Below are 15,942 nucleotides of genomic sequence, written 5' to 3'. Positions count from 1 at the left end.
TCGATTTCCTTGGAAGCTCAATGTTTTTTTGGCTGTGATCACTTGCGGGCGGCTTGCACTTCGGCCGGCTGCACGATCTGCTGGGTCTGGTTCGACCAGTGGTTCTTGGCGTAGGTCATGACCGCAGCCAGCTCGGTGTCGCTGAGCTGTTTCCAGGCGGGCATGGCGCCGTTGTTCTGTCCATTGAGCAAGACATTGATGATCTTGCCTTTGTCGGCGTCCACCACGATGGCCGAGCCGTCGAGCGGCTTGATCGGGCCGGCACCCTTGCCGTTGGCCTGATGGCAGGCCGCGCAGTTGGCGGCGTACACCGACTCACCGCGCTTGACCAGATCGGCCAGCACCCACACTTTGGACGGGTCATCGGCCGCAGCGGCCATGGCCTTCTGCTTCTCGCCGACCCAGGCGCTGTATTCCTCGGCAGACACCACTTTCACGTGGATCGGCATGTAGGCGTGTTCCTTGCCGCACAGCTCGGCGCACTGACCATAGAAGTCGCCGGTCTTATCGGCACGGAACCAGGTGTCGCGCACGAAGCCGGGGATGGCGTCCTGCTTGACGCCGAAGGCCGGCACCATCCAGGCGTGGATCACGTCGTTGGCGGTGGTGATGATGCGCACCTTCTTGCCGACCGGCACCACGAGCGGGTTGTCGACCTTGAGCAGGTAGTCGTCGGTGGCTTCGGGCTTGCCGCTGTTGGACATGACGCGGTGGTTGTTGTCCAGCGTGGAGAGGAAGCCAATGCCCTCGCCTTCACCCTTGATGTAGTCGTAGCCCCACTTCCACTGCATGCCCGTGGCCTTGATGGTCAGGTCGCTGTTGGTGGTGTCTTTCTGCGCCACCAGCACCTTGGTGGCCGGCAGCGCCATGCCGATCACGATCAGCAGGGGAACGATGGTCCAACCCAACTCCACCCAGATCGGCTCGGCCAGCGCCTGCGACTTGTGACCCACCGACTTGCGGTGCTTCAGGATGGAATAGAACATCACGCCGAAAACGATCAGGAAGATGACGGCGCACAAGGCCATCATGAACCAGTGCAACCAGTGCTGCTCTTCGGCAATGCGGGTGACGGGAGGCGCAAAGTTGAGTTGATTGACGGCAGGGCCGCCAGGCAGGTCGTTGACCTTCTGCGCAGCGACCGTGGTCCAGGCGCCCAGACCGAGCATCAGCGTGGAGGCGGCAGCGCAGAGCTTGGCCCAGGGGTTCCGTGGGGAATGCACCGTTTTCTTCGTCGTACTCACTTTTTGCGCCTCAAATATAAGTATTGATTTATATCAATGCCGATTAGAACAAACTTTCTGGGCCCCACCCAGCACACAACCACTCACCCCACTCCAGGCTCCCGTCAAACCCCACGCAGGGCCTGGCGGATCTCCCGAGCCAGCATCGGTCTAAGGTCGGATCGCACAAAGCGCCCCACCTGCACCGACCGCCCCCCGCCGCGGACCTCGATCAACTGACCTGAATCCGCCGTGGGTTCAACCCGAACCCACTCGCGAGCAAACTCGCACCGCGACGACCGCCCCGCCGTTTCCCACTCCACAACCAGGCAGCCTTCCAGCAACCTGATGCGCTCGCTGTCGGTCGCGTGGCGGGCGTAAACCAGAAAGGCCGCGCCCACCGCCACCAACTCCAACACCGCAAATGGCAACACCAAAGTGGCACCTTGCGACCAGAAGAACCCCGCCACACCCATCGAAAGGATGCACAAGGAAGCGTAGAGGTAGCCCAATTGAGCCGGGGTGACCGAGCAGTTGCGCTTCAGGGTCCACTCGATGCCTTGGTCAGACATCGTCGCGAATCGGAAAGCGTTGATTGCCTGGCTCACCATCCACCACCGGTACTGGTCGCTACCGCCTCGAAAGACGGAGCGTTGGCAAAGGGAAAATACCCTCGGAATTTTGGCCAGCGTCGATTGTAGCGGCGTGAAACCGCGACGCCCCTGACAAAAGCGTCACTCCCGACTGGGACAAGGTGGCATGCAGCCCTCAGCGACGGCCGGCGCGCAGCATGGCCCGCATGTCGTCCACCGCCAGCGACGTGGATGAGGCCATCGGCACCCGGGGCACGGGCTTGAAGGCGTGGCCGTAGATGATCTCGAAGGTCAGCGTCAACCTCCCGTCGGGCGCACGCGGCAGACCCGCCTCGATCGCAGCGCACAGCCTTGTGTGCCAGTGGCGTGATCGGCAAGCGCTGAACCGCTGGTCGCTCAGGTTGTGCCCCAGTCCGCGCAGCTCGGCGAGCAGCGGATCGGCACCGCTGTAAGACAGGGTGATGCGCTCCATGTCCATCACCGGCTCGGCAAAGCCGGCGTGCACCAGCATGTCGCCCCAGTCGTGCATGTCTGTGAAGGCGTGCGACGGCGCGGGCCAACCGTGTTCGGCGTAGAGCGTGCGCAATTCCTTGAGGCTGTCGGGGCCGAGACAGGAAAACATGAGGAAGCCATCGGTCTCGATCTGCCGGTGCCATTGCGCCAGCAAGGTCTGCGGTCGCAGCTCCATGTGCAGCGCCATGTTGGCCCACACCATGCGCACGCGGGTGTCGGTTGTGGCGGCCGTCGGGCCGGTGGCTCGCCCCCAATGCAAAGGGTTCCACGACCTTGACGGGGCTTCGCGCGTGGCCTCCAGGGCCTCGGGCAGCCGCCGCGCCATCACCTGGCAGGGTGCGTCGGGCAGCATGCCGCGCAGCTTGCGGTGCACCTCAAGCCCGCCTTGCACCGGCTCCCAGTGCAACCAGCTGGCGGGCTGTTCGCGGAACCAGGGCAGCCGATCGGCCATGCGCGAACCCACTTCTTCGTGCAACCACGGGCTGGCCGCATCGGCGCGGTTCAGCCAGCGCTGCGCTGCGCCAGGATCCATTCCTGGCACAGGTTTCTCTGAGGTGACGGGTGTGTTCAAGCGGCGAAACGGGGTATCAGCCCAAGGGGTATCGGCGGGAGCGCGTCAGTATATTGGCCCGATGCTCGCCGCCCGTCACGCCATCGTGGAGTCCCTGCCCGCCACCTGCCAGGTCTGCGCCGCCTGGCCGACCCAGCCGGTGTGCGAAGCCTGCATCCAGCGTTTTGCACCGACCCAATCCCGCTGCAGGGCGTGCGCCGCCGTGTTGCCTGGCGAGCCGGGCTTGTGCGGCGCCTGCCTGACCCGACCCGATGCATCCACCCTGCAGCAATGCGTGGCCGCGGTGGATTACGCCTACCCGTGGGACGACCTGATCGCGCGCTTCAAGTTCCGCTCGGAACCGGGCTGGGCGCAGCCGTTCGCCCAGCGCCTCCTGCAAGTGCCGCAGACCCTGCAGTTGCTGCACACCCGGCCGTTGGTGGTCCCCATTCCCTTGACCGAAGCGAGACTGGGCGAGCGCGGCTACAACCAGGCCTGGGAACTGGTGAAGGCGCTGCGCGCGCAGTGCCGGCGGCATCCACCTGCCCAGCCTTGCGACACACTCGCCACCGCCCTGGTGCGCTTGGGCGAGACGCCCGATCAGCACAGCCTGGGCCGTGAAGCGCGTTTGCGCAACCTGCGCGGCGTGTTCGCCGCCCATCCCTCACACACCCATCGGTTGGTGGGGCGACACGTGCTGCTGGTGGACGATGTGACCACCACCGGCGCCACGCTGCAAACGGCAGCGCAGGCCCTGCTGCACGCCGGGGCCGATCGGGTCAGCGCACTGGTGTTCGCACGCACGCCACCGAGCCGGTAAGCTCTGCGGCCATGTTCAACATCGTTCTCGTCAACCCCGAAATCCCGCCCAACACCGGCAACGTGATCCGGCTCAGCGCCAACACGGGCTGCGCGCTGCACCTGATCGAGCCACTGGGCTTTTCGATGGACGACAAGCACATGAAGCGGGCCGGACTCGACTACCACGAGTACGCAGCCCTGCACCGCCATGCGGACTGGGCCACCTTCCTCCACACCCGGCAGCCCGACCCGGCCCGGCTCTTCGCCTTCACCACGCGCGGCAGCCACAGTGCCTTCAGCAACACGTTCCAACCCGGCGACTGGCTGGTCTTTGGCTCCGAAACCAGCGGCCTGCCGGAGGCACTGCGCGAGTCGATTCCGGCGACTCAGCGCCTTCGCCTGCCCATGCTGGCGGGCCAGCGCAGCCTGAACCTCTCCAACTCGGTGGCCGTGGTGGTCTTTGAGGCGTGGCGCCAGCAGGCGTTTGCAGGCGCGGTTCCGTGACGCAGGTCACACGCCGGGCGAATGAAGACCGTCAACTTCATGGACACTCGCCCGATAATTTCCCATGGCTACCCGCATCTTGACACCAGCCGCTTCGGCCCAGCCCCCTACCCTGGCTGAGCCGTTCGCCGGGAGAATCGATTGATCACTTCATTTGCCCATTGGCTGGGCGTGAATTTCGCGCCTCGCAGGCGCAGCGCCCACAAGGCGACGCTCAAGGACCTGGCGGGTATCCGCCGGCCACTCCTGAGTGCGATCGAGGATTGCATCGATCAACAGGCGCTGCGCCTGCGCACCAAGATCGAATCAGCCCGCACCCCACAAGAGCTGTGGATGCTGCGCAACGACGCCTTTCAGCTCATCTCGCAACAGCACAACCAGTCGGTGGCCGCCGAGCGCATCAACGAACTGATTCAATGCTTCGAAGGCTGGCTCGAGCCCAAGCAGCTGCTGCGGATCAAATAAGCCTGCCCCGTCAGGGATAGCGCCGGACCAGCGATTCGGCGAAGCACACCGGCTTGTCCGCACCCTCGCGTTCCACCACCACGCCCCAGGTCATTTGCTGGCCACCATGTTCGATGGCCTCGCAGGCCTGCAGCGTCATGCGGGCCCGCACCCGGCTGCCCACGGGCACGGGTGAGGTGAAGCGCACGCGGTTCAGGCCATAGTTCACCCCCATGCTGGAACCCTTGATCTCCAGCGCCGACTCGAAGAACACCGGCAACAGGGACAACGTGAGGAAGCCGTGCGCGATCGGCGCGCCGAACGGGCCGGCCTTGGCTCGCTCCACATCGATGTGGATCCACTGGTGGTCGCCGGTGGCCTCGGCAAAGCGGTTGACCTGCTCCTGGGTGATGGTGATCCAGTCGCTCACGGCCACTTCCTGGCCCACGCAGGCCGCCACGTCGGCCAGTGTTTCAAATGTTTTCATGCGGCTCACTGTACGACCGACAAGCGCCCAAGCATGTCGGCACCGGGACAGCGTCAGTGCTCAGGCGTCCAGCCACCGGCAGATGGCCTGCCACTGTTGCAGGTCTTTTTCGACCCGGCCGGGCGCCACGTCGAACAGCGTGAGGCCGCGTGCCGCGAGGTGGATGTAGTTCTGCGTGTCGCGCAGCGCGCCCAACACCGGCAGCCCCAGGCCGGCCACGAATTCGTTGAGCTTGTCGGCCGCGATGGTGCGCGGGTCGACGCGCATGCCGACGATGCCGATCTGCAGCTTGTCGGCGCGGCGGGTTTCGGCCAGTTCGTCGAGAAAGGCGCGCGTGGCGTAGATGTCGAAGATGCTGGGCTGCAATGGCACCAGCACCTTGTCGGCGATCTTGAGCACGTCCTTGAAGCGCCAGCCATGCAGGCCGGCGGGCGTGTCCAGCACCACGTGGGTGGTGTCCTTGGGCGGGCGGGCGATCAGGTCGTGCGACACCGCCCAGCTCTGGATCGGACGCGCGGCCGGTGGACGCAACTTCAGCCACAAGCCCGACGACTGCTGGCGGTCGACGTCGCCCAGCATCACCGGGTGGCCCTGGCTGGCAAAGTAGCCGGCGACGTTGGTCGACAGCGTGGATTTGCCCACGCCTCCTTTGGGATTGGCAACCACCACGATCGGCATCTGGAGCTCCTTTGAGCGAGGACAGCCCGCACGGCGAGGGCGCGGGCAAGGGCTGGACCGGCGAGCGCTATGTTATCGCCAGCGCGTCCCAGACCAGTTTGCTCCCCGTGAGGAACATGCCGGTGTAGACCATCCGGTAGAACAGTTGGGGTTTGATGCGGTGTGCAATGCGCACGCCCACCCACACGCCGATGGGCGCAAACGGCAGCAGCGCCAGCGAGGTCGTCATGTTGCGCACATCGAGCAAACCCAGCCAGGCGTACGGAATCCACTTGGCCAGGTTGACGAAGAAAAAGAAGAAGGCCAGCGTGCCGGTGAACAGCAGGGGCGACAGGCGCAGCGGGATCACATAGGCGTTGAGCGGTGGCCCGCCCGCGTGCGCAATGAAGCTGGTGAAACCGGAGGTTACGGTGAGCAAGGCGCCCACCCATTTCGGCGGTGGCGCGCTGTCGGGCTTGGGTGGAAACACCAGTCGCTGGGCCAGGAACAGCAGCGTGAACACCCCCACGATGCCGGCTACCAGGCGAGCGTCCAGCACCTTGAACAGCAGCGCGCCGATCACGATGCCTGCCAATCCGAAAGGCAGCAGGAACATCAGCAGGCGCCGGTCCACGTTCTTGCGGAAGGCCGCCATGCCCAACAGGTCCATGAGCAGCAGCACCGGCATGAGGATGGCCGCGGCCTGCGGCACCGTGACCGCGAGCGCCATCATGGGCACGGCCAACGAGCCAAAGCCCGCGCCGAAACCGCTCTTGCTCACGCCCAGCAACAGCACGGCGGGAACAGCCACGGCGTAGAAAAACGGATCGGTGATGAGGGACAGGGCCACGGGCAGCAGACAAAAGAAGAGCCCGCATCCAGGTGCGGGCTCGTTGAGGTGGATGGATTATCGGCGGGTGCTTCAGGTCGTGTAGTCCACCTGGTGACGCGCCACGCGCAGGCCTTCAATGTCCTGGCGCACCCGCAGGTGTTCGGGGTGCACGGCATAGGCATCGAGCGCAGCCTGCGACTCGAACTCGGAATACAGCACCACGTCACACGCGTAGTCGACACCGCTGCGGTCCACGCCAATCTCCAGATGCAACAGACCGGGGATCTTGTCGCGCAGCGCTTCAAACGCGGCCTTGACGCGATCGATCGATGCGGCCTTGGCTCCCTCGGGCCCGCCCTGGATATTCCACATGACGATGTGCTTGACCATGGTGTTCAGGCGGCGGGCGGAAAGCCGGTTTTTTGCGGCCAGAGATTGACGAAAGCGTGCACCGACGTGCTGCCGTACAGACCGGCCTGGGTAAACGGCTCTTCGGCCAGCCAGGCGTGGGCCGCGTCTCGCGACGGGAAGTCGATCACCAGCAGACTGCCCAGCATGGTGGTGCCGTCGTCGTGCACGAACGGGCCGGCAAACGCGATGCGGTCGGCCACCGCCGCGAGATACGCCTTGTGCGGTGGGCGCACGGCGGTGCGCAACGCGGCGGCATCGGGCTTGTCGAGGAGGATGAAGGTGAACAGCATGGGGTTGTTTCAGAGGTAAGCCAGCCAGGTGGACAGGCTGGGGAAAGCGGCCAGGATGGCGAGCACGACCACCATCATCAGCACGAACGGAAAGCTGCCGGCGAAGATGTCGCGCACGGTGATGCGCGGATCGTTCAGCGCCGACTTGACGGTGTAGACCGACACGCCGAAAGGCGGCGTGAGCAGGCCGATCTCCACCGCCACCACAGTGATCACGCCGAACCACACCACGTCCATGCCGAAGGCGCGCGCGATCGGCAGCACGATGGGCAACATGATCAACATGATGGAGACCGAGTCGATGATGCAGCCCAGGGCGATCACGATCAGCACGTACATGAACAGGAATCCCCAGGGCCCCAGGCCCATGTTCGTGATGCCTTCGGTGACGGCCGCCGGCATGCCGGTGAGCGCGAGCATGCGGCTGTAGAGCATGGCCGCGATGATGAGGAAGAGCACCGAGACCGAGACAAACCCGGTCTCCACCAGCACCTGCCACAGCTTGCGCCAGCTCAGGCGCCCGCGCACCAGCGCGATGACCAGCGCGCCCGCAGCACCCACGGCGCCTGCCTCGGTGGGCGTGAAGAAGCCCGCATACAGACCACCGAGCACCAGCGTGATGAGCAGCAGGATGGGCACGAACTTGATGGCGGCCGTCAGCGGCGTTTCTTCGATGCCCGCACCCAGGCCGGCCAGTGCCTCGGGCGTGCCAACCTTGTGCGGCACCAGCCAGGCCATGCCCACGATCAGCACGCAGAAGCCCAGCGCCAGCAAGGCCCCGGGAATGATGCCGGCGATGAACATGCGGCCGATGGATTCTTCGGCCAGCACACCGTAAATGATCATCAGCAGGCTGGGCGGAATGAGCATGCCCAGCACCGAGGAGCCGGCCACCACACCCACCGAGAACCGAGGTGTATAGCCGTGGCGGATCATCTCGGGCACGGCGACCTTGGTGAACACCGAAGCCGATGCGATGGAGATGCCGGTGATGGCGGCGAACACCGCGTTGGCCGCCACCGTGGCCAGGCCCAAGCCTCCACGGATGCGGCGCATGAGCCACTGGAACACATCAAACGTGTCGCGCCCCACGCCCGACACGCTCACCAGCATGCCCATGAGCACGAACAGCGGAATGACGCCGAACAAGTAATCGCGGATCGCGTCGTTGGCCGAAGCGGCAACAAAGCGCGCCGCCACCTCGGGGCTCTTGATGAGCCACACGCTGACGAAAGAGGTGGCGATGAGGGCGATGCCGATGTGCATGCCGAAGTAGATGCCCGCGAGCATGCAGACGATGGCGGCGATGCCGATGTGCAGTTCGGTCATGCTGGCTCTCCGGCTTCGCGCCAGTCCTGAAACGCCAACAAGGCGTACTGAATGGCGGCCAATGCGGCGCCGCCCAGCACCACCAGCCGCATGGGCCAGGTGGGGAAGGTGAAGATGCCCTCAATGCCGAGGAACTCATCGTTGCCCCAGGCGCGCTGCAGCAGTGGCCAAGTGGCATAGGCGATGACGCCGCAGGCAAAGATGCCCACCACCGAGAACACCGCGCGCAGGCGCTTGCCGGCGCGCGGGCGCTTGAGGATGTAGGGATCGATGAACAAGTCGGCACGGCTCATTCGGCCGTGCCGCAGCGTGGCCGGCAGTTGCAGGAACACGATCACCACGATGGACGTGGCCACCAGCTCGGCCACGCCGTCGATGGGGTGGTTGAGCAGGTTGCGCATCAGCACGTCCACCACCATCAGCACCATCACCAGGCCGATGATGACCGAGCCGAAGGCATTGAGACTGTCGATCAGGTGCCCGAAGGAACTGGTGGGCGCACCGGAAGGCGGTGGACCCACTTCCAGGTCGGTGTTGGCTTCGTAGCTCATGTCACAGCTCTTTGTCCCAGTCGCGCGCGGGCTTCACGCCGCGTTTGCGCAGTGCATCCATGTAGGTCTTCACGATCTCTTTCGCCGGACCTTTGGACGCGTTGGTCTTGGCCCAGTCGGCCGCCAGGTTGGGCATGGTCTTGACCCACTTGTCGCGCTCGCCCGAGCTCATGTTGGTGATGCGCACCGAGGGCGTCTGCTTCGCACCGTTGGTTTCCATGGTCTTGAGCGCGGTCTCGTAGCGTTGCATCAGCGTGGCGCCCAGGGCTTTTGAGTACTCCTTGCCCACGTCTTTCACGATCTGCTGCACCTCGGGTGGCAGACCGGCGTAGCTGTCCTTGTTCATGGCCATGCCGCCGATGTAGAGCGCGCCGATGTTCACCGTGGTCACGTAAGGCGCCACTTCGTAGATCTTGTTGGGCAGGATGCCGGTGGCGATCGAGATCGTGCCCTCGCTCACCCCCGTCTGGATGTCGGTGTAGTAGCTGGTGAGCGAGCCGTCCACCGGCACCGCACCCGAGCCCTTGAGCCACAGGCCGATGCTGCCCGGTGCACTGATCTTGCGGCCCTTGAGGTCGGCGTAAGTGGCGATCGGGTTCTTGGTGAACAGGTGGTAGGTGTCCACGCCGGTGGCGCCCAGAAACACCATGTTGTTCTTCTCCCATTCCTTCTGCAGCGCGGGCACCTTCTCGTTCATCTCGTTGGCCACGTCCAGGATGATGCGCACGTCGTCGGTGGTGAACGGCGTCACCGTGCCGAACTGGGACAGCGGCATCTTGGCGGCCTCCAGGTTGTGGAATACCCAGCCGATGTCGGTGATGCCCTGCTCCACGCTGGTGAGCGTGGCGTTCATCTTGTAGAGCTGGCCGCCATAAGCTTCGCGCCACTCGATCTTGTAGCCCTTGTTGAGCGCGGCCACGCGTTTGTTGACCTCGGGCACGAACAGCGAACTCATGAGCCCGACCCACGGCAGCGTGGTCGGGTGGCTTGACGCGATGGTGAGCTTGAAGGTCTGCTGCGCGTGGGCGGTGCCCAGGCCGGCGGCGGTCAGGGCGGCCACCAGCGTGGTGGTGAGGAAGGCGCGTTTCATCATGGTCTTGTCTCCTTGTTGTGGGGCGGTTGCAAAAACTCAGCGGGCGGGATTGAGAACAAAATCGAACTCGACCAGGTAGCGCCCGTCGGGTTGCGGCAGCCAGTCGGCAATGAGCGATTCGCGCACGCCGAACACCGCGTCGGAATCCAGATATTGGTCACCATTGCGGAACACGTGGGTGATCAGCGTCTGGTAACCCGGGGCCCTGATCAGAAAGTGCAGGTGGGCCGGGCGCCACGGGTGGCGATTGGTGGCTTTGAGCATGTCGCCCACCGGGCCGTCGTCGGGAATCGGGTAGGCCTCGGCCAGGATCGATGTGAAGTGGTAGCGGCCCTGCCCGTCGGCCTGCAGCACGCCACGGGCCTGGGCACCGTCGCAGTCGGGGCGCTGCACGTCGTACTTGCCCTCAGCGTCGGCCTGCCAGACCTCGATGTGCGCCAGCGGCACCGGCGCACCGTCCAGGCCGCGCACCGTGCCACGCACCTCGCACGGCGTGCCCTGGGCGCCTTGCGCGACGTCGCCACCCAGTTCGATGTGCGGCGCGCCTTCCACATGAAACGGCCCGAACACCGTGGCCTCGGTGCAACCCTGCGGCTTGTCGTTGTTCATCGCCACGGTGAGCATCGACAGGCCCAGCGTGTCGGAGAGCAGGATGAACTCCTGGCGCTTGTCGTCACATTGGTGCCCGGTGGCGGTGAGGAATTCGATGCCCTGCATCCACTCCGCCTCGGTCAGCTTCACTTCGCGCGCAAACGCGTGCAGGTGCTGCACCAGGCTGGTCACGATTTCCTTCAGGCGCGGATCGGGTGTCTGCGCAAAGCGCGCGATCACCGCTTGCGTGATGTTGTATTGGTCGAGGTTGCGCACGGCATGTCTCCTGCGGGGTTTTCTCTGTATGCCCGCACTGTAGAAGCTGCGCACAATGTCATCCAGTGCGGCGCTGCAAATGACTTTTCCGCGCGCTGCAAATACGGGGTGAACATGGATCGCTGGACCGAGATGGAGTTGTTTGTGCACGTGGCCGAGAGCGGCAGCCTGAGCCGTGCGGCGGAGTTGATGGACATGTCCAACGCCAGCGCCAGCCGCCAGCTCGCCGCGCTCGAAGAGCGCCTGGGCGTGCGCCTGGTGGAGCGCAACACACGCCGCCTCTACCTCACCGACACGGGGCAGGAGTTCTTTCAGCGCGCCCGCAGCATCCTGGCCGACCTGCGCGATGCCGAGTCCACGGTGAACGCGGCCGCGCTCAACCCCACCGGCACGCTGCGCATCAGTGCCTCGCTCTCCTTCTCGCTGCACCACATCGCGCCGCTGCTTCGCGAGTACACCGAGCGCTACCCCAACGTGACCGTGCACGTGGAAGCCGCGAACCGCTACCTGGACATCATCGACAACAACATCGACGTGGCGATCCGCAACCGCGAGGTCGAGCCCGACAGCAACATCACCATCCGCCGCCTGGCCGAAACCCGCCGTGTGCTCACCGCCTCACCGCGCTACCTCGCCAAACACGGTTTCCCCAAGACGCTGGACGACCTGCAGCGCCACCACCTGCTGATCTACGTGCACGCCAACAACCCCTACGAATTGCGCTTCACGCGAGGTGAGGAAAGCCAGACGGTGGCGGTGAAGGCCCTGCTCGAATCCAACGATGGTCAGATCCTGCGCGCCGCCGCGCTCGATGGCCTGGGCATCCTGGTGCAGCCCAGCTACATCGTCTACGACGACATCGTGGCCGGGCGCCTGGTGCCCGTGCTCGACGACTGGGACCTGCCCCGCATCACGGTGAACCTGGCCTATCCCAGCCGCAAACACCTCAGCGCCAAGGTGCGCACCTTCATCGACTTCATGGCCGAGCACTTCGTGAAGATGGGGTACGAACGCAAGTGGACGGGGCGGTTCACGGTGTATTGATCGTTCCGTGGATCAGTGCAGCTTCACCAGCGGCGTGGCCCGTTTCACCAGGAAGCGCGCCACCGCCAGCACGGCCGTGCGCAAGGTGCCGAGCACGGCCTGGTGGTGCATCAGGTGCAGGCTCACGTACATGGTTCGGGCCAACAGGCCCTGCACAAACCAGGTCGAACGGAACAGGTTGCCCATGAGGTTGCCCACCGACGACTGCGTGCCGAGCGACACCAGCGAGCCGTGGTCCTGATAGACGTAGGGCCGCTCGGGCGCGGGCTCGCCCCGGGCTCGGCGCGTCAGGGCCGTCACCAGGTAGCTGGCCTGCTGGTGCGCGGCCTGGGCGCGCGGCGGCACCCAGCCGCCATCGGCCGTGGGGCAGGCGGCGCAGTCGCCCAGGGCGTAAATGTCGGTCTGGCCCTGCACCAGCAGGCGGTCGGTCACCTGCAACTGCCCTGATCGACCGGTGGGCAGACCCAGCGTGGCCAGCACGTCGGGCGCCTTGATGCCCGCGGCCCACACCACCAGATCCGACGCAAACACCCGGCCTGCCGCGTCTTCCACCTGGTGCGGCGCGATGCGCGCCACCTTGCAGTTCACTTCGATGCTCACTTGGCGCTCCTTGAGCAGCTGAGCCGCTGCGGTCGACACTTTCTCAGGCAAAGGCGCCAGGATGCGGTCGGCACCTTCGAGCAATGTGATCTGCACATCGCGGTGCGGGTCGAGCCGACGAAAGCCGTAGCGCGAGTGCACCACGCTGGCTTCGCGCAACTCGGCCGCGAGCTCCACGCCGGTGGCGCCGCCGCCAATGATCACGATGCGCACCTGGCCCTCGCCGCCCACACTCTTGCGCAGATCGGCCGCCGTGAGCAGCTTGAGCATGCGCAGGCGGAAGTGTTCGGCATCGGCCGGGCGGTTGAGCGAGAGCGTGAATTCGGCAGCACCGGGCACGTTGTAGTGGTTGGCGGTGCTGCCCACCGCGATCACCAGTTGGTCGTACGGCACCTGCCGGGCGGGCACCAGTTCCTCGCCATGCTCGTCCACCACCGGCGCCACGCCCAGCCGCTTGCCGGGCAGGTCCAGCCCGGTCATGGAGCCCAGGCAGAAGGTGAAGCCGTTGTCGTGCGCCAGCATTTCGTACGACAGCCCCTCCTGGTGAATGTCGAGCGTGCCTGCGGCCACCTCGTGGAGTGAGGGTTTCCAGATGTGGAAGAGCTGCTGGTCCACCAGCGTGACCTGTTCCGCCCCCATCCGGCGCCCCAGTTTGCAAGCCAGTTCCAGGCCGCCTGCGCCGCCTCCCACGATCACGATGCGATGTTGTTGCATGTGTGTCTTCCCTGCATGAGTGACAGGTCCGACTGTAGAGGAGCGCAGGTCGGGTCGGGATCAACCGGGTCGCCGCCCCTCGAACGCATCCTGCAACAACCGGCGGATCGCCCCCGCTTCCAGCGCCTGCGGGTTCGGGTACTGGTTGCTCATCGCAATCTCGCAGGCGCGGTCCAGATCGGCTTCTTTCATGCCGATGTCCTTCAGCGCCACCGGCGCGCCGTTGTCCCGCGCCAAGTCAAACACCGCTTGCGCAGCGCTGGTGCCACCGAGTGCCGTGGCGATGCGTGCCATGGCCTCGGGCACTGCCGCCGCGTTGTAGGCCAGTGCATGTGGGAGCACGATGGTGTGGGTCTCGGCGTGCGGCAGGTTGAAGCTGCCGCCCAGCGTGTGGCAGAGCTTGTGGTGCAGGGCCATGCCCACGGCACCCAGCACCGTGCCGCAGAGCCAGGCGCCGTACAGCGCGTCGGACCGCGCGGTCACGTCGCCAGGGTTGGTCTTGATCACCGGCAGCGCGCGGCCCAGGGCTGCAATGCCTTCTTGCGCCATGAGGCTGATGATGGGGTTGGCATCGACCGCGTACAGGCCTTCGGCAGCGTGCGCGATCGCGTTGATGCCACTGGTGATGCTCAGTCCGACGGGCAGGCCCAGGCTGAGTTCGGGGTCGTAGATCACGGTGCGTGGCAACACGCGGATGTCCTTGCCGGTCTTCTTCAGACCGGCCTCGGTGATGCCGTAGATCGGCGTCATCTCGGAGCCGGCGTAGGTGGTGGGGATGGCGAGGATGGGCAGACCCGAGTCGAGCGCGATGGCCTTGCCCAGTCCCGTGGTGGAGCCGCCGCCGATGGCCACGGCGCAGTCGGCGCCCAGTTGACGCGCCACCTCACGCGCTTCGCGCGCGGTCTCGATCGGCACGTGCATCACAGCGCGGTCGAACACACCGGCAGCGCGTTCGCCGAGCAGCGCCACCACACGTTCGGCCATGCCGCGTTGCTCGGGCGTGCACAACACCAGCGCGCGGTGCGCGCCCATGGCTTCGATCTCGCGCGGCAGCTCGGCCAGCGAGCCAGCGCCGAACACCACCCGCGAAGGCAGGCTCTGGTAGTTGAATCGTTTCATGTCGAGAGCCCCGCGCTGCGCTCCACCGCCTTGATGATGGCGGCGTAATCGGCATCCGCATCGCCGTGGGCGCGAGCGGCGTCCATCAGCTGGCGGGTCAGGGCGGTCTGGGGCAGCGACACCTGGTGTTCGCTCGCAGCGCCGAGGATGAGGTCGAGATCCTTGATCATCTGGTTCACGGTGAAGGTGGCGGAAAAATCGCGCTCCGAGAGCTGCGCCGACTTGGCCTTGACGATGGGCGAGGCCACGGCGCTGGCGCCCATCACGCACCACATGTCGTGCCAGTCGAGCCCGCCCTTGCGACCCAGCGTGAGCGCCTCGCCGAGCATGGCGCTGGTCTGCGCAATCATGAGGTTGATCACCAGTTTCATCAGGCGCGCCTGCTCGGTCTCACCCAGGTAGAACTGGTTCGGGCCCCAGCGTTGCAGCAGCGGCAGCACCCGGTCATAAGCGGTGCGCGGGCCCGAGGCCATCACGGTGAGTTGCGCCGCTTCGGCCATCTTGTTGTTGCCCGACACGGTGGTGCGCACATGTTCGATGCCCGCCGCAGCGCAGATCTGCGCGACCTGCGCCGACGCGGTGAGCGAGACGGTGCTGGTGTCGACCCAGAAGGCGCCGGGTCTGGCGTGGGCGGCGACCTGCGCGGCCACCGCGAGCAGCGCGGCGTCGTGCGGCAAGGAAGAGAACACCCCGGCCGCCTGTTGAAGCGCGATCGCGGTGTCGGCCGCAACTGCAAGACCCAGTTCGGCGGCGATTGCACGGCGTCCGGGCTCAAAGTCGCTCACGCTGAGATCGGCGCCGCTGGCGCGCAGGTGCAGGGCCATGGGCAGGCCCATTTTCCCCACGCCGATGAAGTGCAGTCGCATGTGTTGTCTCCTGGTGACCGGCGGTGCAGAACGTGCACACCCGACCTTTCAGGCAGTGTCGTGGACCCGCCGCGCCACTTCAACCAGCGCCACGCAAATCAGTTTTGCGCGCGCCGGAAAACGGGCGCGTCAGACGCGCTCGATCACCAGCGCAATGCCTTGCCCCACGCCGATGCACATGGTGCACAGCGCGTAGCGCCCGCCCGTCGCGTGCAGGCGGTTCACCGCGGTGGTGGCCAGCCGTGCGCCACTGGCGCCCAGCGGGTGGCCCAGCGCAATGGCGCCGCCCCAGGCGTTCACGCGCTCGTCGTCGTCTTGCAGCCCCAGCATGCGCAGCACGGCCAGGCCTTGCGCGGCAAAGGCTTCGTTGAGTTCGATCACGTCCATCTGCGCCAGCGACAGGCCGGTGAGCGCCAGCACCTTCTGCGTGGCCGGCGCCGGGCCGATGCCCATG

19 protein-coding genes and 1 pseudogene are annotated in these 15,942 nt (G+C 65.7%); 4 read left to right on the top strand and 16 right to left on the bottom strand.

What is annotated here, in order from left to right:
* Window positions 1-38: 38 nt before the first annotated feature.
* The 3 genes from coxB to IV113_RS12580 all read right to left on the bottom strand — a co-directional run bounded on the left by coxB (window position 39) and on the right by IV113_RS12580 (window position 2,861).
* Window positions 39-1,169 (bottom strand): cytochrome c oxidase subunit II, encoded by a 1,131-nt coding sequence (coxB, locus tag IV113_RS12590; protein ID WP_291085396.1) that lies wholly within the window; start codon window positions 1,167-1,169, stop codon window positions 39-41.
* A gap of 179 nt (window positions 1,170-1,348) precedes the next feature.
* Window positions 1,349-1,834: a DUF2244 domain-containing protein gene (locus tag IV113_RS12585; RefSeq protein WP_291085341.1), complete on the bottom strand. Its 486-nt coding sequence runs from the start codon at window positions 1,832-1,834 to the stop codon at window positions 1,349-1,351.
* Window positions 1,835-1,991: 157 nt separating this feature from the next.
* Window positions 1,992-2,861, bottom strand: a complete 870-nt coding sequence (locus IV113_RS12580) for a biotin synthase (protein ID WP_291085338.1) — start codon at window positions 2,859-2,861, stop codon at window positions 1,992-1,994.
* Between the two features lie 100 nt (window positions 2,862-2,961).
* Here IV113_RS12580 and IV113_RS12575 point away from each other — a divergent pair, with 100 nt between their 5' ends.
* The 3 genes from IV113_RS12575 to IV113_RS12565 all read left to right on the top strand — a co-directional run bounded on the left by IV113_RS12575 (window position 2,962) and on the right by IV113_RS12565 (window position 4,649).
* A complete protein-coding gene (locus tag IV113_RS12575) occupies window positions 2,962-3,699 on the top strand; it encodes a ComF family protein (RefSeq protein WP_291085336.1) in 738 nt (245 codons plus the stop codon).
* An 11-nt stretch (window positions 3,700-3,710) separates the two neighbouring features.
* Window positions 3,711-4,184, top strand: coding sequence for a tRNA (uridine(34)/cytosine(34)/5-carboxymethylaminomethyluridine(34)-2'-O)-methyltransferase TrmL (gene trmL, locus IV113_RS12570; protein ID WP_291085333.1), 474 nt, complete (start codon window positions 3,711-3,713; stop codon window positions 4,182-4,184).
* Window positions 4,185-4,325: 141 nt separating this feature from the next.
* Window positions 4,326-4,649 (top strand): hypothetical protein, encoded by a 324-nt coding sequence (locus IV113_RS12565; RefSeq protein ID WP_291085330.1) that lies wholly within the window; start codon window positions 4,326-4,328, stop codon window positions 4,647-4,649.
* Window positions 4,650-4,659: 10 nt separating this feature from the next.
* On the opposite strand, the gene IV113_RS12560 is transcribed toward IV113_RS12565, so the two are convergent.
* The 9 genes from IV113_RS12560 to IV113_RS12520 form a co-directional block, all read right to left on the bottom strand.
* The gene (locus IV113_RS12560; RefSeq protein WP_291085327.1) at window positions 4,660-5,115 is read right to left on the bottom strand and encodes a MaoC family dehydratase; all 456 of its coding nucleotides are present in this window, start codon (window positions 5,113-5,115) and stop codon (window positions 4,660-4,662) included.
* A 60-nt stretch (window positions 5,116-5,175) separates the two neighbouring features.
* The gene (locus tag IV113_RS12555) at window positions 5,176-5,793 is read right to left on the bottom strand and encodes a ParA family protein (protein ID WP_291085325.1); all 618 of its coding nucleotides are present in this window, start codon (window positions 5,791-5,793) and stop codon (window positions 5,176-5,178) included.
* A gap of 67 nt (window positions 5,794-5,860) precedes the next feature.
* Window positions 5,861-6,622, bottom strand: coding sequence for a sulfite exporter TauE/SafE family protein (locus IV113_RS12550; RefSeq protein WP_291085322.1), 762 nt, complete (start codon window positions 6,620-6,622; stop codon window positions 5,861-5,863).
* Window positions 6,623-6,694: 72 nt separating this feature from the next.
* Entirely contained in the window at window positions 6,695-6,994 is a 300-nt protein-coding gene (locus IV113_RS12545; protein WP_291085319.1) for a Dabb family protein, read from the bottom strand.
* Window positions 6,995-6,999: 5 nt separating this feature from the next.
* Window positions 7,000-7,305, bottom strand: coding sequence for a YciI family protein (locus tag IV113_RS12540; protein WP_291085316.1), 306 nt, complete (start codon window positions 7,303-7,305; stop codon window positions 7,000-7,002).
* A 9-nt stretch (window positions 7,306-7,314) separates the two neighbouring features.
* Window positions 7,315-8,634, bottom strand: coding sequence for a TRAP transporter large permease (locus tag IV113_RS12535; RefSeq protein WP_291085313.1), 1,320 nt, complete (start codon window positions 8,632-8,634; stop codon window positions 7,315-7,317).
* Window positions 8,631-9,185 (bottom strand): TRAP transporter small permease, encoded by a 555-nt coding sequence (locus IV113_RS12530; RefSeq protein WP_291085310.1) that lies wholly within the window; start codon window positions 9,183-9,185, stop codon window positions 8,631-8,633. The genes IV113_RS12535 and IV113_RS12530 overlap by 4 nt, the downstream gene beginning before the upstream one ends.
* Window position 9,186: 1 nt before the next feature.
* Window positions 9,187-10,278: a C4-dicarboxylate TRAP transporter substrate-binding protein gene (locus tag IV113_RS12525; RefSeq protein WP_291085308.1), complete on the bottom strand. Its 1,092-nt coding sequence runs from the start codon at window positions 10,276-10,278 to the stop codon at window positions 9,187-9,189.
* 36 nt (window positions 10,279-10,314) lie between these two features.
* Entirely contained in the window at window positions 10,315-11,145 is an 831-nt protein-coding gene (locus IV113_RS12520; protein WP_291085305.1) for an intradiol ring-cleavage dioxygenase, read from the bottom strand.
* A 114-nt stretch (window positions 11,146-11,259) separates the two neighbouring features.
* Between IV113_RS12520 and IV113_RS12515 the strand changes: the two genes are divergently transcribed.
* Window positions 11,260-12,189 (top strand): LysR family transcriptional regulator, encoded by a 930-nt coding sequence (locus IV113_RS12515; RefSeq protein WP_056270659.1) that lies wholly within the window; start codon window positions 11,260-11,262, stop codon window positions 12,187-12,189.
* A gap of 12 nt (window positions 12,190-12,201) precedes the next feature.
* Here IV113_RS12515 and IV113_RS12510 read toward each other — a convergent pair whose 3' ends face one another.
* From IV113_RS12510 to IV113_RS12495, 4 genes and pseudogenes are all read right to left on the bottom strand, one after another.
* The gene (locus IV113_RS12510) at window positions 12,202-13,503 is read right to left on the bottom strand and encodes an NAD(P)/FAD-dependent oxidoreductase (RefSeq protein WP_291085301.1); all 1,302 of its coding nucleotides are present in this window, start codon (window positions 13,501-13,503) and stop codon (window positions 12,202-12,204) included.
* A 60-nt stretch (window positions 13,504-13,563) separates the two neighbouring features.
* Window positions 13,564-14,622 (bottom strand): maleylacetate reductase, encoded by a 1,059-nt coding sequence (locus IV113_RS12505; RefSeq protein WP_291085298.1) that lies wholly within the window; start codon window positions 14,620-14,622, stop codon window positions 13,564-13,566.
* Window positions 14,619-15,488, bottom strand: a complete 870-nt coding sequence (locus tag IV113_RS12500; protein WP_291085295.1) for an NAD(P)-dependent oxidoreductase — start codon at window positions 15,486-15,488, stop codon at window positions 14,619-14,621. The genes IV113_RS12505 and IV113_RS12500 overlap by 4 nt, the downstream gene beginning before the upstream one ends.
* Before the next feature lie 129 nt (window positions 15,489-15,617).
* Window positions 15,618-15,942, bottom strand: a pseudogene (locus IV113_RS12495) (3-oxoadipyl-CoA thiolase); the annotation flags it as partial.

The sequence above is a fragment of the Hydrogenophaga sp. genome, from assembly GCF_018780385.1.
Classification (GTDB): domain Bacteria; phylum Pseudomonadota; class Gammaproteobacteria; order Burkholderiales; family Burkholderiaceae_C; genus Hydrogenophaga.
Note: the sequence above shows the minus strand (reverse complement) of the source record. Positions and strands in the feature narration are given on the sequence as shown.